The sequence below is a fragment of the Streptomyces sp. NPDC093598 genome (genome assembly GCF_044764825.1).
Classification (GTDB): Bacteria; Actinomycetota; Actinomycetes; order Streptomycetales; family Streptomycetaceae; genus Streptomyces.
In genome coordinates, this window is record NZ_JBIWIV010000009.1 from 200,882 (window position 1) to 224,325 (window position 23,444).

Sequence of the window (23,444 nt, forward strand, 5' to 3'; positions counted from 1 at the left end):
CGTGCGAGTGTCCGGACCATTGTCGGGGTGCGCCCACCGTGGCGATGACCGGGGCGGGTGTCCTCAGGGCCGGGGGTCGGGGACCGCCGCGTCCGGCCGGCCGATCTTCGCCCGCTCGCCGGGGCGCAGCACCCCCGCGAACGCCACCAGGCCGCACGACAGCGCCGTCACCAGGCAGAACGACACCATCAGACTGGTCGCCTGCGCCAGCATGCCGATCGCGCTCGGCGCGATCAGCCCCGAGGTGTAGGTGATGGTCGCGACGCCCGCGATGGCCAGGCTCGGGTTGGAACCGCTGCGGCCCGCCGCCGCGAAGCACAGCGGTACGACGACGGCGATGCCGAGACCCATCAGCGCGAATCCGCTCATGGCCACCGCCGGATGGTCCGCGATCACGATCAGCAGCCCGCCGAGGACGGCGAGCACACCGCTCGCCCGCACCGTCCGCACGGCACCGAAGCGGTCCACGATCCGGTCGCCGGCGAGCCGGGCGACGGCCATGGTGAGCGTGAAGCCCGTCGTGCACGCCGCGGCGAGACCGGCCGAGGTCTCCAGCTGCTCGCGCAGATAGACCGCCGACCAGTCCAGGCTCGCGCCCTCCGCGAACACCGCGCAGAATCCGATCGCGCCGATGAGCAGCGCCGAGCGGGGCGGCAGTGCGAACCGCGGCGGCGGCTCCTCGTCCTCGGCGGGCTGAAGGTCGAGCACCCACTGGCAGGACAGCACGCCGACGACGGTGAGGACCGCGGCGGCCAGGACGTGGTGCAGCCGGGCGTCCGAGCCGAGGTGCGCGGCGAGCGTGCCGGCCGCCGAGCCGACCAGGGCGCCCGCGCTCCACATGCCGTGCAGCCCTGACATGATCGACCGGCCGAGACGGTTCTCGACCTCGACACCCAGCGCGTTCATCGCCACGTCCGCCATGCCCGCCGTCGCGCCGTACGTGAACAGGGCCAGGCAGAGCGTCAGGAGGTTCGGGGCGAGGGACGGCAGGACCAGGGACAGCGTCCACAGGGCGATCAGTCCGCGCAGCGCGTTGCGGGCGCCGAAGCGGTGGCTGATGCTGCCGGCGAGCGGCATCGCCACGGACGCGCCGAGCGCGGGGAAGGCCAGCGCGATCCCCAACTGGCCCGCGCTCACGCCCGCGTGATCCTGGATCCACGGCACGCGGGTGGCGAACGAACCCGTCACGGCGCCGTGCACCGCGAAGACGGCGGCCACGGCGTACCGGGACCGCCTCACCTGGCGCTGCTCGTCGACCACGTTGCCCATTCTGCGGTCCCCCTCCGGGTCTCTGCCGTGCTCGTGTCTGGTGCGGGCGTAAACTATCAGGAACCCTGCCTGATAATAAGAGGGTCTCCCGGCGGGCCACGGTCCACGGCCCGCCGATCTGGAAGGATCCCGGCATGCCCGCATCCCCGAGCACCGCCCGGGCCATCAACGACCGGCTCGCCCTGCGTCTGCTCCAGCAGGAGGGCCCGTTGACGGCAGGGCAGTTGAAGCAGCTGACCGGACTGTCCCGGCCGACCGTCGCCGACCTCGTCGAACGCCTCACCGCCGCCGGTCTGATCGCGGTGGTCGGCGAGGCGGGGGAGCAGCGGCGTGGCCCCAACGCGAAGGTCTACGGCATCCTCGCCGACCGGGCGCACCTGGCCGCTCTCGACGTCCGCACCGAGGGCGTCGCCGTGGCCGTCGCGGACCTGGTGGGGCGCGTGCTGGCCGAGGCGTCGGTGCCCATCGGGGGCGACACGGGGACCGGCCCCGCCGTGGAGCAGGCGGTGACGCTGGTCGAGCGCGTGGCGAAGGAGGCCGGTGCCGACCGCCTGCACACGGTCGGCATCGGGGCGCCGGGGCTGATCGACCCGTCCAGCGGCGAACTCCGGGACTCCACCGGGCTGCCGGAGTGGCACCGCCGGCTCGTCGCCACCCTCCAGGAACGACTGCCCGAGGCCCGTGTCAGCGTCGAGAACGAGACCAACCTCGCGGCGCTGGCAGAGCAGCGCGACGGAGCGGCCCGGGACCGGGACACGTTCGTCCTGCTGTGGCTGGGCCACGGAACGGGTGCGGCCGTGGTCCTCGACGGCGCCCTTCGCCGCGGCGCCTCCGGCGGCACCGGCGAGATCGGCTTCCTCCCGGTCCCGGGTACGGCCGCACTGCCGACCTCGACGGACTGCGAGGGCGGATTCCATTCACTGGCCGCGTCGGCCGCGGTCGTGGACCTCGCGGCGGACCACGGGGTTGGGGTGGGGGCGCCGGAGGCGGGCGTGGTCCGGGCGGCGGTCGATGTGGTGCGGGGGGCGGTCGCCCGGGTGCGGCAGCAGGGAGACTCTGCCCTTGCGGTACCCCGCAGTTCGGATGCCGCTGCCGCCTCTTTCCTCGACGCCCTCGCCGACCGTGTCGCCGTCGGTGTCGCCTCGGTCGTCGCGATCCTGGACCCCGGATGTGTGGTGCTCGGCGGGGAGGTCGGGCAGGCCGGCGGCCAAGAGCTCGCCGCGCGTGTGCAGGACCGGATCGCCCGGATGACCCCGCTGTCCACACAGGTGCGGACCACCACCCTGGGTGGTGGCGCGGTCCTGCGCGGTGCGCTGCTGACGGCGCGGGACCGCGCTCAGGAGGAGCTGTTCACGCCGGGGCAGCGGCCGCGTCTGGTAAGGCCCGACGGCGGGCAAGGGCCGTCGTCACCGCCGCCGGGCCGGTCAGTGGGGGTGGTCGACCGTGACGATGACCCTAGAAAGGACTAGACCACATCGTCAATAGGTGTGTACCAATGCCGGATCGCCTCAAGAGGCCGGGTCGGTGCGGAAGTTGAGGCGCCTGTCGCGCTCGGGAAGGGGTGCGACACGGTCTGTGAGGCAGCCCACACACTTCCCCTCTCTGAACGTCGATCAGGCGTGGCACACTGGCCGTGTACCAGTAGCAGCGCACTCCGGGGTCGGTGAAAGTCCGAACCGGCGGTTACAGTCCGCGACCCGGTCGCCTCCAGCGACCGGTTGACCAGGTGAAATTCCTGGACCGACGGTTAAAGTCCGGATGGGAGGCAGTGCGCGGCGAGCGGGCATTCGTGCGCGCCGCCGAGAAGTCCGTCCCCGTGGCGGACTCCGTCCGGCGTCGTCCCCGGTGTCCCTGCTCGTATCTTCTGTCGTCATCGACAGCCCCGGAGTCCGTGCCCGAAGAGGCAGGAGGACCCGGGAAGTGTTCACCGGAATCGTCGAAGAGCTGGGCGAGGTCACCGCCGTCGAGAACCTCGACGACGCCTGTCGCTTCCGCCTGCGCGGCCCCGTCGTCACCGAAGGCGCGAAACACGGCGATTCCATCGCCGTCAACGGCGTCTGCCTCACGGTCGTCGACCACGAGGGCGACGAGTTCACCGCCGACGTCATGGCCGAGACCCTGAACCGCTCCAGCCTCGGTGCCCTCCGCGCCGGCTCCCGCGTCAACCTCGAACGCCCCATGGCCGTCGGCGAACGCCTCGGCGGGCACATCGTGCAGGGCCATGTGGACGGCACCGGCGAGATCCTGGAGCGCAAGCCCTCCGAGCACTGGGAGATCGTGAAGATCTCCCTCCCCGCGGACCTCACCCGGTACGTGGTCGAGAAGGGCTCCATCACCGTCGACGGCATCAGCCTCACCGTCGTCGACGCCGGCCCCGACCACTTCACCGTGAGCCTCATCCCCACCACCCTCGCCCTGACCACGCTCGGCCACAAGCAGCCCGGCGACCCGGTCAACCTCGAGGTGGACGTCATCGCCAAGTACGTCGAGCGGATGCTGGGCGACCGTGCGCAGGGGGCGGCCCGGTGAACTCGCTGAACTCCGAGGCGTTCGTCCTCTTCGGCCAGCACATCCTCTGGTCCGACATGGTCGGCAACCTCTTCGGCCTGGCCGCCCTCGCCCTCGGCTGGCGGCGCTCCATCTGGACCTGGCCCGTGCAGTTCCTGGCCGGCCTCATCCTCTTCGGCGCCTTCTTCGGCCACCTGACCGGCAGCGCGGGCAAGCAGGCGGTCGTCATGATCGTCGCCCTCTACGGCTGGTGGCAGTGGCAGCGCGGCAAGGGCCAGGGGGAGGACGGCCACATCGCCGTACGGTTCGCCACCTGGCGCGAGCGCGCCGCGATGGCCGCGGCCGCCGCCGCCGGCACGGTCGCGGTGGCGTTGCTGTTCACGGCGTACCCGACGCTGTCCTGGGACCCCTGGCCGGACGCCTACATCTTCGTCGGCACCATCGTCGCCATGTACGCCCAGGCGCGCGGCATGGTCGAGTTCTGGTTCGCCTGGCTGCTCGTCGACCTCGTCGGCGTTCCCCTCAACTTCGCCAACGGCTACGCCTTCTCCGGCTTCGTCTACGTCATCTACGGCGGGCTCGTCCTGTGGGGCCTGCGCGACTGGTGGCTGCGCTCGCGTCAGACCGCGCGGCCCACCCTGGAAGGAGCGCCGGCATGACTGCCGCAACCCTGTACAGCTCCGACGACGTCGAGAACTTCGCCCTCGACCCCGTCGAGCAGGCCATCGCCGACATCGCGGCCGGCCGCCCCGTCGTGGTCGTCGACGACGAGGACCGGGAGAACGAGGGCGACCTCGTCATCGCCGCCGAGAAGGCGACCCCCGAGATCGTCGCCTTCATGATGAGCGAGTGCCGCGGCCTGATCTGCGCCCCCATGGAGGGCGACGAGCTGGACCGGCTGAAGCTCCCGCAGATGGTCGAGGACAACACCGAGTCGATGAAGACCGCGTTCACGGTCTCCGTCGACGCCTCCGCCGCGCACGGCGTGAGCACCGGCATCTCCGCCTCCGACCGCGCCACCACCCTCCAGCTGCTCGCCGACGGCACCGCCCAGCCCGACGACTTCGTCCGCCCCGGCCACATCTTCCCGCTGCGCGCCCGGCCCGGAGGGGTGCTGACCCGCAACGGCCACACCGAGGCCGCCGTCGACCTCGCCCGCCTCGCGGGCCTGCGCCCCGCCGGCGCGATCGTCGAGATCGCCGGCGAGGACGGTGTCATGCTGCGCCTGCCCGAGCTGATCCCCTTCGCCCGCAAGCACGGCCTGACGATCATCTCCATCGAGGACCTGATCGCCTACCGCCGCAGCAGCGAGCCCACCGTCCGCCGCGAGGCCAGGACCCAACTGCCCACCGGCCACGGCACCTTCACCGCCTACGGCTACCGCTCCACCGTCGACGGCGTCGAGCACGTCGCCCTCGTGCACGGCGAGATCGGCGACGGCCAGGACGTCCTCGTGCGCGTCCACTCCGAATGCCTCACCGGCGACGTCTTCGGATCGGCCCGCTGCGACTGCGGCCCCCAGCTGGACGCCTCCCTCGCCCGCATCCAGGCCGAGGGCCGGGGCGTGGTGGTCTACCTGCGCGGACACGAGGGCCGCGGCATCGGTCTGATGTCCAAGCTGCGCGCCTACGAACTCCAGGAGCGCGGCCGCGACACCCTCGACGCCAACCTCGAACTCGGCCTGCCCGCCGACGCCCGCGACTACGCCGCCGGCGCGCAGATCCTCGCCGACCTCGGCGTGCGCGGGGTGCGGCTGCTGACCAACAACCCCGACAAGACCGACGCGCTCGTCCGCCACGGCATCGTGGTCAAGGCCCGTGTGCCGATGCCCGTGAACGCCGGCGAGCACAACCTCCGCTACCTGCGCACCAAGCGGGACCGGATGGGCCACGACCTGCCCTGGCTGGACACGACCACCGTGCCGGCCTGCGGCAACCAGTAAGAGAGCACAGAGGGAGAGACGTGAGCGGCAAGGGTGCACCGGAACTGTCCGTACGCAATGTGGGTGACCTCCGGGTCGCCGTCATCGCGGCACAGTGGCACGAGAAGGTGATGAACGGCCTGGTCGACGGCGCCCTGCGCGCCCTGCACGACCTGGGCATCGACGAGCCGACCCTGCTCAGGGTCCCCGGCAGCTGGGAGCTCCCGGTCGTCGCCAAGGTCCTCGCCGGCCGCGGCTACGACGCGATCGTCGCCCTCGGCGTCGTCATCCGCGGCGGAACCCCCCACTTCGAGTACGTGTGCCAGGGCGTGACCCAGGGCCTCACCCAGGTCTCCGTCGACACCGGCGTCCCCGTCGGCTTCGGCGTGCTCACCTGCGACACCGAGGAGCAGGCCCTGGACCGCGCCGGAATCGAGGGCTCCCACGAGGACAAGGGGCACGAGGCGGTGACGGCGGCGGTGGCGACCGCGGCCACCCTCCGCTCAGTATCCGAACCCTGGCACTGACGAAGGCCGCGTGTGGCATAGGCTGAGCGTCACCATGTCCAAGAAGACGTTCGAGGAGCTCTTCACCGAGCTCCAGCACAAGGCAGCCCAGGGCGATCCCGCCACTTCCCGCACCGCTGAACTGGTCGGGAAGGGCGTCCACGCCATCGGCAAGAAGGTCGTCGAAGAGGCCGCCGAGGTGTGGATGGCCGCCGAGTACGAGGGCAAGGAGGCGGCCGCCGAGGAGATCTCGCAGCTGCTGTACCACGTCCAGGTGATGATGGTCGCCCGCGGCATCTCCCTCGACGACGTCTACGCCCACCTGTAAGCCGCACCCGTTCCCGTACGACACCACGCAAAGGAAGCCGACCTCATGCTGCGCATCGCCGTCCCCAACAAGGGTTCCCTGTCAGGCCCTGCGGCGGAGATGCTGCATGAGGCCGGCTACCAGCAGCGCCGGGAGTCCAAGGAACTGCGGATCGTCGACCCGGTGAACGAGGTCGAGTTCTTCTACCTCCGCCCCCGCGACATCGCGATCTACGTCGCCTCCGGTCAGCTGGACATCGGCCTCACCGGCCGGGACCTGCTCATCGACTCCGGCGCCGAAGCCGAGGAGATCCTCGCCCTCGGGTTCGCCCGCTCCACCTTCCACTACGCCGCCAAGCCCGGCACGATCAGCGGCCTGGCCGACCTGGCCGGCAAGACGGTCGCCACCTCCTACGAGGGCATCGTCGCGGCGCACCTCGCCGAGAACGGCATCGGCGCCTCCGTCGTCCACCTCGACGGTGCCGTCGAGACCGCCATCCAGCTCGGCGTCGCCCAGGTCATCGCCGACGTCGTCGAGACCGGCACCTCGCTGCGCAACGCGGGCCTCGAGGTCGCCGGCGAGCCGATCATGCAGTCCGAGGCCGTCGTGATCCGCCGTACCGGCGCGGAGCCCGACGACCCCAAGGTGCAGCAGTTCCTGCGCCGCCTCCAGGGCGTCCTGGTCGCCCGGACGTACGTGATGATGGACTACGACTGCCGCGTGGAGCAGCTGGAGAAGGCCGTCGCCCTCACCCCCGGCCTCGAGTCCCCGACCGTCTCGCCGCTGCACAACGAGGGCTGGGTCGCCGTCCGCGCGATGGTTCCGGCCAAGGAAGCCCAGCGGATCATGGACGACCTCTACGACATCGGCGCCCGGGCCATCCTGACCACGGCCATCCACGCCTGCCGTCTCTGAGGGGCGCGCACCGATGTCCGATCTGCCCACCCTGCCCGTCACCTTCCGGCCGGGCAGCACCCGTGTGGTGCTGCTCTCCGCAGCCGTCGCCATCTTCGTGGTGATCACAGCGGTCGCGATGCTGCTGAAGCAGCTCAGCCCCGGCGAGCGCGTCAGCTTCGTCTTCACGGCGCTCCTGCTCGACGCCGTGCTGCTCCTCCTGGCGCGGCCCAAGGTCGTCGCCGACGAGGACGGCGTCACCGTGGTGAACCTCACGCACAAGCGCCGGCTGGAGTGGGCCGAGATCCTCCAGGTGACCCTCCGGCCGGGTGACCCCTGGGTGTTCCTCAACCTCAGCGACGGCACCAGCCTGCCTGCTCTGGGCATCCAGCCGGGCCTGGCCAAGCAGCGCGCGATCGCCGACGCCCGGGCCCTGCGGGCGCTCGCCGAGGCCCGTTCCGCGGCGGGCCCCGAGGGGCGTCAGGACTGACTCGGGGGGTCCTCCGGGCGGCCGCCACTGCCGCATCGGGCCGTGTCTTGATTAATCTGTTGGCGGAGGCGCTGACGGATGCGCCTTCGCCCCTGCCGCCCCGCCCGGTGCGCCAGGGGCTCCTGCTAACCGAGGAGTGACCCTCTCCGGCGATGGACGGATCGTCCTGTAGTACCTGCGCCGCCCCCTGCCGACATTGCGCGGACCCCGTTCTCGAGGTGCGCGACCGTGCGGAGGCGGCGGCATCATGACCACCCCCCTGCTGCTCCTGGCAGCCGCGTTCCTGCTGATTCTCGCCAACGGATTCTTCGTGGCGGCCGAGTTCGGACTCGTGACAGTCGAGCGCCCGGAGGCCGAGAAGGCCGCCGCCGAGGGCGACCGGCGCGCCCACCGTGTCGTGGAATCGCTCAAGGAACTGTCCTTCCAGCTCTCCGGCACCCAGCTCGGCATCACCATCACCTCGCTCGTCGTCGGCATGCTCGCCGAACCGGCGCTCGCCGAGCTGCTGCACGGCCCGTTCACCTCGATCGGCATCCCCGAGGGGGCCGTCTCCGGTGTCACGGTCGTGGTCGGCATGCTGCTGGCCTCCGCCGTGCAGATGGTGATCGGCGAGCTCCTGCCCAAGAACTGGGCGGTCTCCCGGCCGCTTCAGGTCGCGCGTTTCGTCGCGGGCCCGCAGCATGTCTTCGCCCGGCTGTTCCGCCCGGTCATCGCCGGCCTCAACGCCGTCGCGAACCGGCTCGTGCGCGCCCTGGGCATCGAGCCCGCCGAGGAGCTGGCCTCCGCCCGCACCCCCGGCGAACTCGTGTCCCTAGCCCGCCACTCGGCCCGGGCCGGCGCCCTGGAGCAGGACACGGCCGACCTGTTCGTGCGGACCCTCTCGCTGGGCGAGCTGACCGCGCAGCACGTGATGACGCCGCGCGTGAAGGTCAGCGCCCTGCAGTCCTCCGCCACCGCCGAGGACGTCGTCAACCTGACCCGCGCCACCGGCCTGTCCCGCTTCCCCGTCTACCGGGAGAAGATCGACGAGGTCGTCGGCATGGTCCACCTCAAGGACGCCCTGGCCGTGCCCGTCCAGGACCGGCTGCGCACCCCCGTCGGCCGCATCGCCCGCCCGGCGCTGCTCGTCCCGGAGACGCTGCCCGTACGGCCGCTCCTCACCCGCCTGCGCAGTGAGCAGCCCATCGCGGTCGTCGTCGACGAGTACGGCGGCACCGCCGGTGTCGTCACCCTGGAGGACATCGTCGAGGAACTCGTCGGCGAGGTCCGCGACGAGCACGACGGACACGACCTGCCCGAGCTGGCCGCCGCGCCGCCGGAGGACGGCAGGCCCGCCTGGGACGTCGACGGCAGCTGCCGGGTCGACATCCTGCTGCGCATAGGCCTCGACGTGCCCGAGGGCCCGTACGAGACCGTCGCGGGCCTGATCGCCGACCTGCTGGGCCGTATCCCGGCCGTCGGCGACAAGGCGGAGCTGCCCGGCTGGCGGCTGTCGGTGCGCCAGGTCGGCCACTACCGCGCGGAACGGGTCCGGCTGGTGCGAACCGCTCCGGTGGTCTCCCTGGCGGAGGCCGTCCGATGAGCGTGCTCCAGCTTCTCTTCGCCGCGCTGCTCGTGCTCGCCAACGGCTTCTTCGTCGGCGCCGAGTTCGCGCTCGTCTCCGTGCGCCGCAGCCAGATCGAGCCGCTCGGCACCGCCCGCTCCCGGCAGGTCCTCTACGGTCTGGAGCGGCTGCCGCAGATGATGGCGGCGGCCCAGTTCGGCATCACGATCTGCTCGCTGACCCTCGGCGCGGTCGCCGAACCGACGGTCGCGCACCTGCTGGAACCGGTCTTCGAGCGGGTCCACCTGCCGGAGGGCGTGATCCACCCGCTGACCTACGTCATCGCCCTCGCGGCCGTGGTCTTCTTCCACCTCGTCATCGGCGAGATGGTCCCGAAGAACCTGGCGATGGCGGCGCCGGAGAGGACCGCGCTGTGGCTCAGCCCCGGCCTGGTCTGGTTCGCCCGGTTCTGCAAGCCCATCACCGCCGCCCTCGGCGCCTGCTCCCAGGGCATCCTGCGGCTCTTCCAGGTGGAGCCCAAGGACGAGGTCGAGGCCGTCTTCACCAGCGAGCAGCTGAACCGGCTGGTGGAGGACGCCGGCCAGGCGGGCCTGCTCGACCCCGAGGAGGCCGAACGCCTGGAGGACGCCCTGGAACTGGGCTCCCGCCCGGTGACGGACGTCCTGCTGAAGCGCGAGTCCCTGGTGACGGTCAGCCCGTCGGTCACCCCCGGGCGCATCGTCGAGCTCACGGCCCGCACGGGCTACTCACGGTTCCCGGTCGCCGCGGACAACGGCGCGTTCATGGGCTACCTGCACGTCAAGGACGTCCTCGACCTGGAGGACTCGGACCGGGCCGTCCCGCAGCACCTGTGGCGTTCCATGACGACCCTGCGGTCCGAGCTGCCGCTGGACGACGCGCTGACGGTGATGCGGCGGGCGGCGACGCACCTGGCCCAGGTGGCCGACGGGTCCGGGAAGGTGCTCGGGCTGGTCGCGCTGGAGGACGTGCTGGAACTGCTGGTGGGGGAGGTGCGGGATCCCGCGCATCGCGAGGTGCGCGAGGTGCGGCTGACCGAGCCCCGGAGCAGTGGTGCGTCGGAGGAGGTACTGGCCACCTAGGGCCCGGCGTTCGGGCTCCTCACCGTCCGGGCGGGTCCTGCGGGCCCCGCCCGGACAGCACCTCCCCGTACGCCTGCATCAGATCCGGCAGCCGAAGCGTCGCCAGATCGTCCCGCCCCAGCACCCCTGGGTACACGGACAGCCGCAGATCCCGGTACGCGCAGCTCTTCTCGTACAGCGTCCGCAGGAACCGCCCGTTGCCCAGCTCGTCGATCCACCCCTGGTCCACCACGTGTCCCGCGATGGACCGCAGCTCGTCGAGGGCCTCCTCGTCCCACAGGTCGCCGTTCTCCGCCGCGAGCACCTTGCCGATCTCGGTGAGTTCGAGCGGCCGGTACGACGGGAAGTCGACGCGGGTGGTGAAACGGGACGACAGCCCGGGGTTCGCGGCCAGCAGGCGGTCCATGCCCTCCGGGTAGCCGGCCAGGATCACCACGAGGTGGTCGCGGTTGTCCTCGGCGCGCTTCAGCAGCACCTGAAGGGCCTCGTCGCCGTACGCGTCCCCCTTGCCGTAGCCCGAGTTGGAGAGCGAGTAGGCCTCGTCGACGAAGAGGACGCCCCCGAGGGCCGAGTCGATCAGTTCGTTCGCCTTCACGGCCGTCTGCCCGAGGTACTCGCCGACGAGATCCGCCCGCTGCGCCTCCACCAGGTGGTCGCCGCCGAGCAGCCCGAGGGCGTAGAAGACGCGGCCGAGGATGCGGGCGACGGTGGTCTTGCCGGTGCCGGAGGGGCCGGAGAAGACGAAGTGGCGTTTCGGCGGCTGGACCGGAAGGCCCTGCCCCGCCCGCAGCCGGGCCATGTTCAGCTGTGCCGACAACGCCTTGACCTGGCGTTTCACCGGCTCCAAACCCACCATGCGCTCGAGCTCGGCGAGTGCCTCCTCGAGTAACGCCGGGTCGGTCGGACCGGCGGGCAGCAAGGAAGCCGGGCCGGTCCTCTCGCGGACCGGTGGGACGGTCACCGGCGGCAGGGGAGCGATCGGCGGCTCGGGATCGGGCAGTCTCAGGTCGCGCCCCTCGATGCCGAAGAGCGGGTCGAACCCGTCCGGTCCGTCCACGGCGTCCTGGCCCGCGCCGGTGAGCGTGATCGCGGCGAAGTCCGTGGCGTCGTCGTATCCGTCGCCCTCGGCGATGGCGGCGAGCCGGGCGGAGGTGTCCATGAAGGCCGGGTCGACGCGGTGCACGGCCCGGTACAGGGGGAGCGCGGCGGCGCTGCGGCCGGTGCCCTCGTGCGCCCGCGCCAGCCAGTAGCGCAGCTCCTTGCGCTGGGGCTGCTCGCTGCGGCAGCGCATCAGCGCGGCGGACAGCAGTGGTTCGGCCTGGCCGTACATCTCCAGGCGGACGCGGGCCATGCCGCCGAACAGGCCCGCCTCGATGCCGAGCATCGGGTCGTCGAGCAGCGGGTCGGTGTGCCGGACCAGCTGCTCCCAGTCCTTGACGAGATAGGCGCGGCAGGAGTGCAGGAAGCGGACCTGGTGGTCGGTGTCCACCGGCGGCAGCCCGGCCAGCGCCCGGTCCAGCTCGGGGACGTGGCGGCCGTCCAGCCAGTGGGAGGCGTGCGCGAGCAGCAGGTCGCGGGGGCTCTCCAGCACGGGCTGCACCCACCAGCCCAGCCAGTACCAGGAGTTGAGCGTGCGACGGTAGCGGGAGCGCTGCTCCCCGAAGCGGTCCCGGTGCCGGAACATCCGCAGCAGCGCGGTCGTCGTGTCGACGCGCAGCGCGTGCAGTCCGAGCCAGCCGTCGGCCATCCCGGAGTCCATGCGCACGGCGGCGCGGAACTCCTCCTCGGCCTGCGGATAGGCGCCCATGGTGTAGGCGTCCACGCCTCGCAGCCAGGCGAGGTCGGCCGGGGCCTGAGGGCCCTGCGTGCCGAAGTCCATCACGTCCCCCACAAACCGTGCCCCCGTCGGTATGCCAACGAGCCGTCCTCCAGCCGGCTGCCCTGCTCGAACCGCTGTGCCACGGACCGGAGTTGCACCGTGCGAAGCAACCGTCCGCAGGTCGCGACGAGGGCATCGTACCTTTGGGGGCGGCGCCTCCGTAGGGTGCCGCACGGGCCGTTCGGCGAGGTGGGAGCGGATGCGGCGTACTGCGCGCGGTGACCCAGGGTGAGCGTCGGGCGCCCCGCGGCGGCCGGAAAACCGGAAGAAGACAGAACGAAGCCCCCGATCACGGGGGAACAACCGGGGGCTTCGCGTCTGTGGGCGGCTCCGATGCCGCACTTTGAGAACGTAAGACCTGTACGGCCCGGCGGTCAAGCCGAGTTGAAGCACTCCGGCAAGTTGTCCCGCAAGGCTCTTCACAAGTTCAGCACACTGCGGGCGGTCCATCACCCTGCGTGATCGGCTGGTCCGGGCCAACGGTCCCGGCAGGGCCCGTGAGCACCTCATATCCCTCGTCTCGCTGCCGTACCAGTAGGCCGGCGAACGGCCGCGAGGGATCGCCGGCGAAATGCCGGCGCTCCGCCGGAACCCATCCGTCCCAGAACTCCCGCTGCTCCTCCCCGTCCCGCGACCGTCCTCGCGCCCAGGCCTCCTCGCGCGGCACGTCCATCCACAGCAGCAGGGCCAGGTGCGGGCGCAGCGCCCGGCGTCCCGCACCCACGCCCTCCACGAGGAGCACCGGAGCGGGCGGGAGCGGACGCGGCGGGCCGAAGCGGTGCTCACGCCAGTCGTAGGGGGCGTAGTGCGCGGTCCGGCCACGGGAGAGCGGCTCGATCACCTGGTCCAGCAGCCGACCGGTCCAGTCGAACAGCGCGTCGTGGCTGGCGATGTCGTCGAGGCGCAGCACCGGCGCACCGTCCAGCGCCAGGGCCAGGCGACCGGCGAACGTGCTCTTCCCGGACCCGGCGTGCCCGTCGACGCCGACGAGCCGGACCGGGCCGCAGGAAGGGGAGAGGCGGCGGATCCGGGCGGCCAGATCACGGACGGCCGGTCCCGGCGCGGAGCGGAAGGACTGATTCATCTCGGTCAGCACTCTAACGACGGGGTCCGCCGCGGATGCCACTGGTCGACGCCAATATTGGTGGGCGCGGCGCGCGTCGAAGTGCTGGCAGGACACGGCGGGCTGTGCTCATATGTGGCGCACGCACGGATGCGACCGGCCGTGCACGGACCTGCCCCGCCCCTGCCCGACTCCGACATCCGGGGGTCCCCCGCCATGCGCAGAGCCGAACAGCCCTCCCGCAGAACCGTCCTGGCCGCCGCGGTCGCCGCCGCCGTCACCGCGGGCGCGGGTCCGGCGGCCGCCGACCCCGAGGCCCCCATGACGACCGACACCGCAGACCCCGCCCGGGCGGTCCCGGCCCGCACCGTCGACAACCGGGCCTGGGTCTCGTACGGCGACTGGCACGGCGGCACCGCCAAGGGCACCCGGGCCGTCGCGGGCACCCGCCCGGGCGTGGTGATCGCGAAGCCCGCCGGAACGGCCGACTACAAGGACCCGCACACCGGCACCACGGCGGCGTGGGAGTACGGCACCTGGACCTCTCCCGTCCACCGGCTCGCCGTCCCCGCGACCGAGGCGATCGTCTCCTGGAACGCGCACACCCCGGCCGGCACCTGGATCCAGGCCGAGATCAAGGGCACCTACACCGACGGCACCAGCACCCCCTGGTACGTGATGGGCCGCTGGGCGGCCGGCGACCAGGACATCCGGCGCACCTCGGTCGACGACCAGAGCGACGGCAGGAGCACCGTCTGGACCGACACCCTGGCGATCGACGACGCGTCGACCGGCCTGCGCCTGACGGCGTACCGGCTGCGCCTGACCCTCTACCGCAAGCCCGGCGGCAAGGCGACACCCACCGTGTGGCGGCTCGGCGCCATGGGCTCCGACGTGCCCGACCGGTTCACCGTGCCGGCCTCCGCGCCCGGCCTCGCGAAGGAACTGGCCGTTCCGCGCTACTCGCAGGAGATCCACAAGGGCCAGTACCCCGAGTACGACAACGGCGGCGAGGCCTGGTGCAGCCCGACGTCCTCCCAGATGGTCATCGAGTACTGGGGCGGCCGGCTCACCGACGGGCAGCTGGCCTGGGTCGATCCGTCCTACGCCGATCCACAGGTCTGCCACGCGGCCCGCTTCACCTACGACCACCAGTACGCGGGCTGCGGCAACTGGCCGTTCAACGCCGCCTACGCGGCCACGTTCAAGGGCCTCCAGGGCGTGGTCACCCGGCTCGGCTCGCTCACCGACCTGGAGACGCTGATCGCGGCGGGCATCCCGGCCATCACGTCCCAGTCGTTCCTGAAGGAGGAGCTGACCGGCGCCGGGTACGGCACCGCCGGGCACCTGATGACCGTCATCGGCTTCACCGCCGGCGGCGACGTGATCGCCAACGACCCGTTCTCGGAGAGCAACGAGGCCGTGCGGCGGGTCTACCGCAGGCGCGAGTGGGAGAACATCTGGCTCAGGACGAAGCGCTACAACGCCTCCGGCAAGGTCGTCTCCGGCACCGGCGGGGTCTGCTACCTCTACTTCCCGGCGCGCCCGACCGCGGCCCAGCGCAAGGCACTGGCGGATGTGGGCGTCCGCGTGTGACCAAGCTCTCGGCCGCGCATGGCGCTCCCGGTGGCAAGGTGGACAGGACTTCGGGGGGGGGGGAGTCCGTCCGCACCACCGACCCTGCGAGAAGCCATGACCGCGCACCCCGCCACCGCCCCACGCGTCCGCACCGGCGGCCCTCAGGAAGACGGCCCGAAGATCGTCGAGCACGTCATGGGCTGGACCCTCGTCGTGGTCGTCGCGATGCTGGTGACGCAGCTCGGGCTGCTGTGACCTGACCCACGACCGGGCACCGGCTCCTGCCATACTGCGGATGTCCCGCCCCCGCCCGTGAGACCAGGGTCGAAATTGAATATCAGCCCACAGCCCGCCGCGCGCCCCAGAGCCCGCGGGACCGAGCGCTCGACGGCGCGTCGTGCAGAACTCATCGCCATCGGGCGGAGGTTGTTCGCCGACACGTCCTACGACGCCCTGTCGATGGACGACATCGCCCGGCAGGCGCACGTCGCCAAGGGGCTGATCTACTACTACTTCCAGTCCAAGCGCGGCTACTACCTCGCCATCATCCAGGACTCCGTCACCGAGCTGGTCACCCTGGCGGCGAGCGGTCCGGCACAGCCCCCGGTCGACCGGGTCCAGCGCACCATCGACAGCTACCTGCGGTACGCCGAGCACAACCAGGCCGCGTACCGCACGATCGTGAGCGGCGGAGTCGGCTTCGACACCGAGGTGCACGCCATCCGCGACGGGGTGCGCGAGGCCGTCGTGACCACCATCGCCGAGGGCGCGTACGGCCGCGTCGACATCACCCCGCTGGCGCGGATGGGCCTGCTGGCCTGGGTGTGCAGCGTCGAGGGCGCCACACTCGAATGGATCGACCGCCCCGAACTGCCCCGCGACACCATGTGCGAGCTGCTGGTGAAGACCCTCGGCGGCGCCCTGCGCGCGATCGAGGAGCTGGACCCCGCCCACCCGGCCCCGCAGCCGGCCCGCCGGGGCGCATGAGAAAGGGGCGGAGGGTCCGCCGCGGACCTCCGCCCCTCGCTTCTCCGCCCTACCTGATGGCCTTGATCAGCTCACCGTTCGGCGTGTCGCCGCTCAGCTCCCAGAAGAACGTGCCGCCCAGCCCCTGCTGGTTCTTGTAGTTCATCTTGGTGCCGATGGTCGCCGGGGTGTCGTAACTCCACCAGTCGCTGCCGCACTTGGCGTACGCGGTGCCGGCCACCGTACCCGTCGCCGGGCACTTCGTCTTGAGCACCTTGTAGTCCTCGATGCCCTGCTCGTAGGTGCCCGCCGCCGGGCCGGTCGCCGTGCCGCCGGGGGCCGACCGGGTGACGCCGGTCCAGCCGCGGCCGTAGAAGCCGATGCCCAGCAGCAGCTTCGAGGCGGGGATGCCGAGGCCCTTGAGCTTCGCGATGGTCGCCGAGCTGTGGTTGTCCGCCTTCGGGATGCCGGCGTACGAGGTCAGCGGCGAGTGCGGGGCCGTCGGGCCGGCGGCGTCCCAGGCGCCGAAGAAGTCGTACGTCATCGGGTTGTACCAGTCGACGTACTGGGCGGCGCCCGCGTAGTCCGCCGCGTCGATCTTGCCACCCGGTGTGGCGTCGGCGGTGATCGCCGCGGTGACGAGGTTCTTCGTGCCGAACTCGTCCCGCAGCGCCTGCATCAGGTTCCGGAAGGACGCCCTGCCGCTGGTGTCGCAGGTGGCGCCGCAGGTGTTCGGGTACTCCCAGTCGATGTCGATGCCGTCGAAGACATCGGCCCACTTGGAGTTCTCGACGAGGTCGTAGCAGGACTGGGCGAAGGCGGCCGGGTTCCTCGCCGCCTCGCCGAAGCCGCCCGACCAGGTCCAGCCGCCGAAGGACCACAGCACCTTGAGGTTCGGGTGCTTCTGCTTGAGCTTGCGCAGCTGGTTGAAGTTGCCGCGCAGCGGCTGGTCCCAGGTGTCGGCCTTGCCGTCGACGGACTCGGCGGCGGTGTGGGCCCGGTCGGTGGCGGCGTAGGCGTCGCCCAGGGCGCACTTGCCGCCGGTGACGTTGCCGAAGGCGTAGTTGATGTGGGTGAGCTTCGCTCCCGATCCGGACGTCTCGATGTTCTTGACGTAGTACTTGCGGTCGTAGGTGCCCCATTCGGTGAAGTACCCGATGACCTTGGAACCTGCGGCCCTGGCGCGGGGAGCGGCCTTCGAATCTGCGGCGGCCTCCTGAGCCGAGGTCGCCGCGGTGGCGGAGGTGCCCGCGCCGGCCAGGAGACCGGCGCCGAGGACGGCGCAGCAGGCCGCGGACACGATGGCCCGGAAGCGGGAACGGTGGGGGGTGTGCATCCGGTGTCTCCTCGTGGGGAGAGGGGAACGCGCGCCGATTGGCATGAACGCGATGAATCGGTGGAGCGAAACAGTAGGAGGACTAGACCAGTTGGGTCAATGGTTCGGACCAATTTCGCCTCTCCGGACGCGCTCGGCCATTTCTTGAAGTAAGCGGTCGTTAACTGGTGACGGGATGCCTCCGATCGGGCATACTCACAGCGCACAGCCGCTGGTCAGCAGCTTCCGAGACCCGGGACTGCAAGCATCGGCCAGGCACCAGAACGACCCGGCGGCGTCGCCCCCACCCATGGGCCCGTCCGCCAGTGCCCGACAGGGAGGAGAGCGTCGCCATGCCCGACCGCGCCCCGCAGCCGGTGGACCGACAACTGCCCACGGAGGAGGCCCGGGACCTGATCTCGCTCGTCCGTGACATCGCGCAGCAGGAGATCACCCCGAAGGCGGCCGAGGAGGAGGACGCCGGCCGCTTCCCGCGCGAGCTGTTCACCCTGCTCTCCCGCTCCGGGCTGCTCGGCCTGCCGTACGACTCCGAGTACAGCGGCGGCGACCAGCCCTATGAGGTCTACCTCCAGGTCCTGGAGGAGCTCGCCGCGGCCCGCCTCACCGTCGGCCTCGGCGTCAGCGTCCACTCCCTGGCCTCCTACGCGCTCGCCGCCTACGGCACCAAGGAGCAGCAGGTCGAGCACCTGCCCGCGATGCTCGGCGGCGGCATGCTCGGCGCCTACTGCCTCTCCGAGCCGCACTCCGGCTCGGACGCGGCCGCCCTGCGCACCAAGGCCGTGCGGGACGGTGACGGCTGGGTGATCACCGGCACCAAGGCCTGGATCACGCACGGCGGGATCGCCGACTTCTACACGGTGATGGCACGCACGGGCGAAGAGGGCCCGCGCGGGATCAGCGCGTTCCTGGTGCCCGGCGACGCCGAGGGGCTGAGCGCCGCCGTCCCGGAGAAGAAGATGGGCATGAAGGGCTCGCCCACCGCCCAGGTCCACTTCGACGGCGTGCGCGTCTCGGCCGACCGGCTCATCGGCGAGGAGGGCCAGGGCTTCGCGATCGCCCTGTCCTCGCTCGACTCGGGGCGGCTCGGCATCTCGGCGTGCGCGATCGGCGTGGCCCAGGCGGCGCTCGACGAGGCACTGGCCTACGCCTCCGAAAGGCGCCAGTTCGGCAAGCGGATCGCCGACTTCCAGGGACTGCGGTTCATGCTCGCCGACATGGCGACGCAGATCGAGGCGGGCCGTGCGCTCTACCTCGCGGCGGCACGGCTGAAGGACGCGGGCCGGCCGTTCGCGCGGCAGGCCGCCATGGCCAAGCTGCACTGCACCGACACGGCGATGCGGGTCACGACCGACGCCGTGCAGATCCTCGGCGGCTACGGCTACACCGCCGATTTCCCGGCCGAGCGCTATATGCGCGAGGCCAAGGTGCTGCAGATCGTGGAGGGCACGAACCAGATCCAGCGGATGGTCATCGCCCGTCATCTCGTGGGTCCAGAGGGACGCTGAACTGGTCCAGGCCCCGCCAAGGGGCCGCGAGTCGCATCCATTCCGGGTCGTGGCGGCCGGGCAGGGTGCGGCCGCCCTCGGCCCAGGTCCGCATCAAGTCGCGGTAGATCGGCGGGTCCTGATAGCGGGGCGGAGCCGGCCGAACCGATTCTGCGGGCGGCGGGACGTACAGGAGGCGCTGACGCCCGGTCGCTGAGGAGATGGGGGTCATACCAGGGCAACGCGGCAAACCCCGGGCAGGTCACCGGGTGGTGGAATCGGGCGTGCGTTCAGTGTCGCCCGGCTCCGGACGCACTGGTCCCGCACCACGGCGGTCTGCGAGCCGTGGCGCGGGGCAGCTACGGGAGTGGAGCGAGCGGGCGAAGAGGGCCCGCGCTCAGGCCGCGTGGCGGCGCATGACGGGGACCCTGATCGGGCGCGAGCCCGGGCCGCCGACGTGCGAGAAGGGCTGGGTCCGCCAGTCGAGCCCCTGAGGGAGCGTCAACAGCAGGGCGGTGTCCTGTTCCTGAGGTTCCACGGACTCGTCCGCGGGGCGGGCGTCCGTGGCCCTGCGGCCGGTTCCGGTGCAGACCGTGAGTCCGAAGGGGTTCCACGGCGAGGCGCACATCGCGTGCTCCGGCAGAACCTCCTCGTCCGCCAGCAGGGCGATGGGCTGCGCACAGTCCGGGCAGACGACCCGGAACATCTCGAACGTGTCGTAGGCGTCGAGTTCGTCGTCGAAGGAGTCGGGTTCGACACCCTCCGGCTCGGGCTCGACGACGAGCTGCTGCCGCTTGGGTGCGGTGCGACCAGGGCGCTTAAGACTCTGCATTGGGTTCTCCCCCTCGGGCTGGGCCGTATCAGGCACTGCGCGGCCTCGACCACAGCAAGCACTTCCCGTCCCCCCTGGGCGGTAATCACGAGAACATCACGGAGACTGTTCGAGCCCTGTGGCGTTCGTCACATGCCCCGTGCAGGTGTCCACTGCGGTGCGTTTGTCCCCCCGACGGCCGGCGGCCGGCTCCCGGCCGCATCACGAACCGGGATGACCTGGGCTGCTCAGGTATCCGAGGAGATCAACCGCACTGTAGGTTCTTGCGCCATGGAGGAGCTGGACCGACAGATCGTGCAGCTGCTCGTCAAGGACGGGCGGATGAGCTACACCGACCTGGGCAAGGCCACCGGCCTGTCCACGTCGGCCGTGCATCAGCGGGTGCGGCGGCTGGAGCAGCGGGGTGTCATCCGGGGCTATGCCGCGGTCGTCGACCCGGAGGCCGTGGGGCTGCCGATGACGGCGTTCATCTCGGTGAAACCGTTCGACCCCAGTGCGCCGGACGACATCGCGGACCGGCTGGCCGGCGTGCCCGAGATCGAGGCGTGCCACAGTGTCGCCGGCGACGAGAACTACATCCTCAAGGTGCGGGTGGCGACGCCGCACGAGCTGGAGGAGCTGCTGGCCCGGTTGCGGTCGTTGGCCGGAGTGTCCACGCGGACGACGGTGGTGCTGTCGACGCCGTACGAGGCGCGACCGCCGCGGATCTGACCGGTGGTTCGGCGGCTGCGGGTCGTGTGTGGCTGATCGCGCAGTTCCCCGCGCCCCTTGTCGGGCGTTGCAGTTCGGCCTGTGAGACTGTGCTCCATGAGTGAGTCCAGTGCGCCGCCGAAGACCGTTCTGCTTCGCCGCGGCGAGGTCCATAGCCCTGCCGATCCCTTCGCCACCGCAATGGTCGTGGAGCGGGGGCAGGTCGCCTGGGTCGGTTCCGAGGGGGCCGCCGACGCCTTTGCGGACGGGGTCGATGAGGTCGTCGACCTCGATGGAGCGCTGGTCACTCCGGCGTTCACGGACGCGCATGTGCACACCACTGCCACCGGTCTCGCCCTGACCGGACTCGACCTGTCGGGCGCCCCCTCCCTCGAAGCCGCCCTGGCCCTCGTACGGGACTTCGCCGCCGCCCGCCCGGACGACCGCGTGCTGCTCGGGCACGGGTGGGACGCCGCCCGCTGGCCCGGGGGCCGGCCCCCGACGCGGGCCGAACTCGACGAGGCCGCCGGGCACCGGCCCCTCTACCTCAGCCGGATCGACGTCCACTCGGCGGTCGTGAGCACCGCCCTGCTCGATCTGGTTCCCGGTGTCACCCGTGAGGACGGTCCGCTCACCGCTGAAGCCCATCACGCCGTGCGGGCCGCCGCGTTCGCCGCCGTGACGCCTCAGCAGCGCACCGAGGCGCAGCGCGCCGCCCTCGCGCACGCCGTCTCGCTCGGGATCGGCACGGTCCACGAATGCGCCGGGCCCGAGATCTCCTCCGAGGACGACTTCACCGGCCTGCTGCGCCTCGCCGCCGCGGAACACGGGCCGCGTGTCGTCGGCTACTGGGCCGAGCGGGACGTCGCCAAGGCGCGGGAGCTGGGCGCGGCCGGAGCCGCGGGGGACCTGTTCGTCGACGGCGCCCTCGGCTCGCACACGGCCTGTCTGCACCAGCCGTACGCCGACACCGGGCACACCGGCATCGCCTACCTGGACGCCGCCGCGGTCGCGGCACACGTCGTGGCGTGCACCGAGGCGGGCCTGCAGGCCGGTTTCCACGCCATCGGCGACGCGGCCGTGGACGCCGTGGTGGAGGGCGTGCGCGTCGCCGCCGAGAAGCTCGGCCTCGCCCGGATCCGGGCCGCCCGGCACCGCGTCGAGCACGCCGAGATGCTCACCCCGGAGAGTGTCGCCGCCTTCGCCGAACTCGGCCTCACCGCTTCCGTGCAGCCCGCCTTCGACGCCCTGTGGGGCGGCGAGGAGGGCATGTACGCGCAGCGCCTGGGCGCGGAGCGGGCCCGTGGCCTGAACCCCTTCGCCGCCCTGCTGCGCGTCGGTGTCCCGCTCGCCTTCGGCTCCGACAGCCCGGTCACCCCGCTCGACCCGTGGGGCACCGTCCGGGCCGCCGCCTTCCACCGCACGCCGGAGCACCGCGTCTCCGTGCGCGCGGCGTTCACGGCGCACACGCGCGGCGGCTGGCGGGCCGTGGGGCGGGACGACGCGGGCGTTCTGGTCCCGGGCGCCCCCGCCGACTACGCCGTCTGGCGCACCGGCGAACTCGTCGTCCAGGCCCCGGACGACCGTGTCGCGCGCTGGTCGACGGATCCCCGCTCCGGCACCCCCGGTCTGCCCGACCTCACTCCGGGCCGCGACCTGCCCGTCTGCCTGCGCACCGTGGTGGGCGGACGCACGGTCTTCGTACGGCCGGGCGAGTGATCTACGGGGGTGGCGCTCATGAAGTCGTGCGCCGCGCCCCTGCCGCGCGACCTGCGTATCCTCCGCACTGACCAGGGCTTTTCCGCGAGATGCGCAGGTCAAACGGCTGTTGACAGGTGGCCGCAAGGGGCCGGTAGGTTCGGCCGAGTCCACCACCGGACGCCCGACCGGGGAACGTCCGAGCACTCGCCGCGGCGCCGCCGGGTCAGGGACGGTGTGCCGCACCGGGGCACCGCCACTGGGAGCCAGGCTCAGGCCGGCGCAGCGCCGAGGGAACGTTCCGGCCGGTCGGGGAGGTGTGACCCGGGTGGGGCCCGGGCGCTCAGTAGACAACGGCTTTCGGTCGATCCGCAGCCGGCGGATCCCAGGCCGGCCCGAAGGGCGCCGGGCCCCCATCCGCCGTACGCGCGCCCCGGAGGCGCGCTCTTACCCGCGTCTTGCGGATTCGACACCACGATTCGAACGTCCGGTCATGTCGGCGCAGGCCGGGCCCACTATGGTGGACCTCTGCGTATGGACATGAAGGGGCAGCAGTGAACGACGGCGACGGCACCCTCGCGGCAGGAGCCCAGGGGAGGAAGTTCGGCCCGCTCGGCACGGCCTTGGTGATCATCCCGACCTACAACGAGGCGGAGAACATCAAGAGCATCGTCGGCCGGGTACGCAAGGCCGTCCCCGAGGCGCACGTGCTCGTGGCCGACGACAACAGCCCGGACGGCACGGGCAAGCTGGCCGATGAGCTGGCCGTCGAGGACGACCACGTCCACGTGCTGCACCGCAAGGGCAAGGAGGGCCTGGGCGCCGCCTACCTCGCGGGCTTCCGCTGGGGCCTGGAGCGCGACTACGGCGTGCTGATCGAGATGGACGCCGACGGCTCCCACCAGCCCGAGGAACTGCCCCGTCTGCTCACCGCCCTCAAGAGCGCCGACCTGGTGCTGGGCTCGCGCTGGGTGCCGGGCGGCCGGGTGGTGAACTGGCCGAAGTCCCGTGAGGTGATCTCCCGGGGCGGCAGCCTGTACTCCCGGCTGGCGCTCGACCTGCCGCTGCGCGACATCACCGGCGGCTACCGTGCGTTCCGCCGCGAGACCCTGGAGGGCCTCGGCCTCGACGAGGTCGCCTCGCAGGGGTACTGCTTCCAGGTGGACCTCGCTCGCCGCGCGGTCAGGGCCGGCTACCACGTGATCGAGGTGCCCATCACCTTCGTCGAGCGCGAACTCGGCGACTCCAAGATGAGCCGCGACATCCTCGTCGAGGCGCTGTGGCGCGTCACGGCATGGGGCGTGGGGGAGCGGGTCGGCAAGGTCGCGGGGCGCGTCGGCAAGCCGTCGAAGCCGTAGC

23 protein-coding genes and 1 riboswitch are annotated in these 23,444 nt (G+C 71.8%); of the genes, 17 read left to right on the forward strand and 6 right to left on the reverse strand.

From position 1 onward, the window contains the following. Positions 1-63: 63 nt before the first annotated feature. A complete protein-coding gene (locus tag ACIRDU_RS25455; RefSeq protein ID WP_403583048.1) occupies positions 64-1,413 on the reverse strand; it encodes an MFS transporter in 1,350 nt (449 codons plus the stop codon). Here ACIRDU_RS25455 and ACIRDU_RS25460 point away from each other — a divergent pair. From ACIRDU_RS25460 to ACIRDU_RS25505, 10 genes are all read left to right on the forward strand, one after another. Then, entirely contained in the window at positions 1,404-2,738 is a 1,335-nt protein-coding gene (locus ACIRDU_RS25460; RefSeq protein ID WP_403583050.1) for an ROK family transcriptional regulator, read from the forward strand. The genes ACIRDU_RS25455 and ACIRDU_RS25460 overlap by 10 nt on opposite strands. Positions 2,739-2,914: 176 nt before the next feature. After that, positions 2,915-3,045, forward strand: a riboswitch (FMN riboswitch). 144 nt (positions 3,046-3,189) lie between these two features. Then, a complete protein-coding gene (locus ACIRDU_RS25465) occupies positions 3,190-3,798 on the forward strand; it encodes a riboflavin synthase (RefSeq protein WP_403583053.1) in 609 nt (202 codons plus the stop codon). Next, positions 3,795-4,436 carry a nicotinamide riboside transporter PnuC gene (locus ACIRDU_RS25470; protein ID WP_403583056.1) on the forward strand — a complete coding sequence of 214 codons (642 nt, stop codon included), beginning with the start codon at positions 3,795-3,797 and terminating at the stop codon, positions 4,434-4,436. Before ACIRDU_RS25465 ends, ACIRDU_RS25470 begins: the two co-directional genes overlap by 4 nt. Then, complete coding sequence (locus ACIRDU_RS25475) at positions 4,433-5,719, forward strand: bifunctional 3,4-dihydroxy-2-butanone-4-phosphate synthase/GTP cyclohydrolase II (protein WP_403583059.1); 1,287 nt, start codon at positions 4,433-4,435, stop codon at positions 5,717-5,719. Before ACIRDU_RS25470 ends, ACIRDU_RS25475 begins: the two co-directional genes overlap by 4 nt. A 20-nt stretch (positions 5,720-5,739) precedes the next feature. Next, complete coding sequence (gene ribH, locus ACIRDU_RS25480; protein ID WP_403583060.1) at positions 5,740-6,225, forward strand: 6,7-dimethyl-8-ribityllumazine synthase; 486 nt, start codon at positions 5,740-5,742, stop codon at positions 6,223-6,225. 34 nt (positions 6,226-6,259) lie between these two features. Beyond that, a complete protein-coding gene (locus tag ACIRDU_RS25485; RefSeq protein ID WP_019983911.1) occupies positions 6,260-6,532 on the forward strand; it encodes a phosphoribosyl-ATP diphosphatase in 273 nt (90 codons plus the stop codon). A gap of 45 nt (positions 6,533-6,577) precedes the next feature. After that, complete coding sequence (hisG, locus tag ACIRDU_RS25490) at positions 6,578-7,426, forward strand: ATP phosphoribosyltransferase (RefSeq protein ID WP_403583063.1); 849 nt, start codon at positions 6,578-6,580, stop codon at positions 7,424-7,426. A 13-nt stretch (positions 7,427-7,439) separates the two neighbouring features. Then, positions 7,440-7,895 (forward strand): PH domain-containing protein, encoded by a 456-nt coding sequence (locus ACIRDU_RS25495; RefSeq protein WP_403583066.1) that lies wholly within the window; start codon positions 7,440-7,442, stop codon positions 7,893-7,895. A gap of 247 nt (positions 7,896-8,142) precedes the next feature. Further along, entirely contained in the window at positions 8,143-9,477 is a 1,335-nt protein-coding gene (locus ACIRDU_RS25500) for a hemolysin family protein (protein ID WP_403583068.1), read from the forward strand. After that, on the forward strand, positions 9,474-10,559 hold the full coding sequence (locus tag ACIRDU_RS25505) for a hemolysin family protein (protein WP_403583070.1): 1,086 nt from the start codon (positions 9,474-9,476) through the stop codon (positions 10,557-10,559). The genes ACIRDU_RS25500 and ACIRDU_RS25505 overlap by 4 nt, the downstream gene beginning before the upstream one ends. Before the next feature lie 19 nt (positions 10,560-10,578). Here ACIRDU_RS25505 and ACIRDU_RS25510 read toward each other — a convergent pair whose 3' ends face one another. Together ACIRDU_RS25510 and ACIRDU_RS25515 are read right to left on the reverse strand one after the other, a co-directional pair. Continuing rightward, on the reverse strand, positions 10,579-12,438 hold the full coding sequence (locus ACIRDU_RS25510) for an AAA family ATPase (protein ID WP_403583073.1): 1,860 nt from the start codon (positions 12,436-12,438) through the stop codon (positions 10,579-10,581). Between the two features lie 427 nt (positions 12,439-12,865). Next, positions 12,866-13,522, reverse strand: a complete 657-nt coding sequence (locus ACIRDU_RS25515; RefSeq protein WP_403583075.1) for a uridine kinase — start codon at positions 13,520-13,522, stop codon at positions 12,866-12,868. A 195-nt stretch (positions 13,523-13,717) separates the two neighbouring features. On the opposite strand from ACIRDU_RS25515, the gene ACIRDU_RS25520 reads away from it, so the two are divergent. The 3 genes from ACIRDU_RS25520 (at position 13,718) to ACIRDU_RS25530 (ending at position 16,066) form a co-directional block, all read left to right on the forward strand. Next, positions 13,718-15,097, forward strand: a complete 1,380-nt coding sequence (locus ACIRDU_RS25520; RefSeq protein ID WP_403583078.1) for a peptidase C39 family protein — start codon at positions 13,718-13,720, stop codon at positions 15,095-15,097. 96 nt (positions 15,098-15,193) lie between these two features. Continuing rightward, positions 15,194-15,334 carry an SCO1431 family membrane protein gene (locus ACIRDU_RS25525; RefSeq protein WP_403583081.1) on the forward strand — a complete coding sequence of 47 codons (141 nt, stop codon included), beginning with the start codon at positions 15,194-15,196 and terminating at the stop codon, positions 15,332-15,334. A 75-nt stretch (positions 15,335-15,409) separates the two neighbouring features. Further along, positions 15,410-16,066, forward strand: a complete 657-nt coding sequence (locus ACIRDU_RS25530; protein WP_403583084.1) for a TetR/AcrR family transcriptional regulator — start codon at positions 15,410-15,412, stop codon at positions 16,064-16,066. 49 nt (positions 16,067-16,115) lie between these two features. Here the strand turns inward: ACIRDU_RS25530 and ACIRDU_RS25535 are convergent, their stop codons facing one another. Further along, positions 16,116-17,381, reverse strand: a complete 1,266-nt coding sequence (locus ACIRDU_RS25535) for a glycoside hydrolase family 18 protein (RefSeq protein ID WP_403583087.1) — start codon at positions 17,379-17,381, stop codon at positions 16,116-16,118. A gap of 332 nt (positions 17,382-17,713) precedes the next feature. Between ACIRDU_RS25535 and ACIRDU_RS25540 the strand changes: the two genes are divergently transcribed. Further along, positions 17,714-18,886: an acyl-CoA dehydrogenase family protein gene (locus tag ACIRDU_RS25540; protein WP_403583089.1), complete on the forward strand. Its 1,173-nt coding sequence runs from the start codon at positions 17,714-17,716 to the stop codon at positions 18,884-18,886. Here ACIRDU_RS25540 and ACIRDU_RS25545 read toward each other — a convergent pair. Both ACIRDU_RS25545 and ACIRDU_RS25550 read right to left on the reverse strand, forming a co-directional pair. Beyond that, positions 18,849-19,097 (reverse strand): hypothetical protein, encoded by a 249-nt coding sequence (locus ACIRDU_RS25545; RefSeq protein ID WP_403583092.1) that lies wholly within the window; start codon positions 19,095-19,097, stop codon positions 18,849-18,851. The genes ACIRDU_RS25540 and ACIRDU_RS25545 overlap by 38 nt on opposite strands. 165 nt (positions 19,098-19,262) lie before the next feature. Then, positions 19,263-19,697: a hypothetical protein gene (locus ACIRDU_RS25550; protein ID WP_403583094.1), complete on the reverse strand. Its 435-nt coding sequence runs from the start codon at positions 19,695-19,697 to the stop codon at positions 19,263-19,265. Between the two features lie 270 nt (positions 19,698-19,967). Here ACIRDU_RS25550 and ACIRDU_RS25555 point away from each other — a divergent pair, with 270 nt between their 5' ends. From ACIRDU_RS25555 to ACIRDU_RS25565, 3 genes are all read left to right on the forward strand, one after another. Then, positions 19,968-20,408, forward strand: coding sequence for an Lrp/AsnC family transcriptional regulator (locus ACIRDU_RS25555; protein WP_004002750.1), 441 nt, complete (start codon positions 19,968-19,970; stop codon positions 20,406-20,408). 96 nt (positions 20,409-20,504) lie between these two features. Further along, positions 20,505-22,106, forward strand: coding sequence for an amidohydrolase (locus tag ACIRDU_RS25560; protein WP_403583097.1), 1,602 nt, complete (start codon positions 20,505-20,507; stop codon positions 22,104-22,106). Between the two features lie 533 nt (positions 22,107-22,639). Then, positions 22,640-23,443 carry a polyprenol monophosphomannose synthase gene (locus ACIRDU_RS25565; RefSeq protein WP_403583100.1) on the forward strand — a complete coding sequence of 268 codons (804 nt, stop codon included), beginning with the start codon at positions 22,640-22,642 and terminating at the stop codon, positions 23,441-23,443. The last annotated feature ends 1 nt before the right edge of the window (position 23,444 follow it).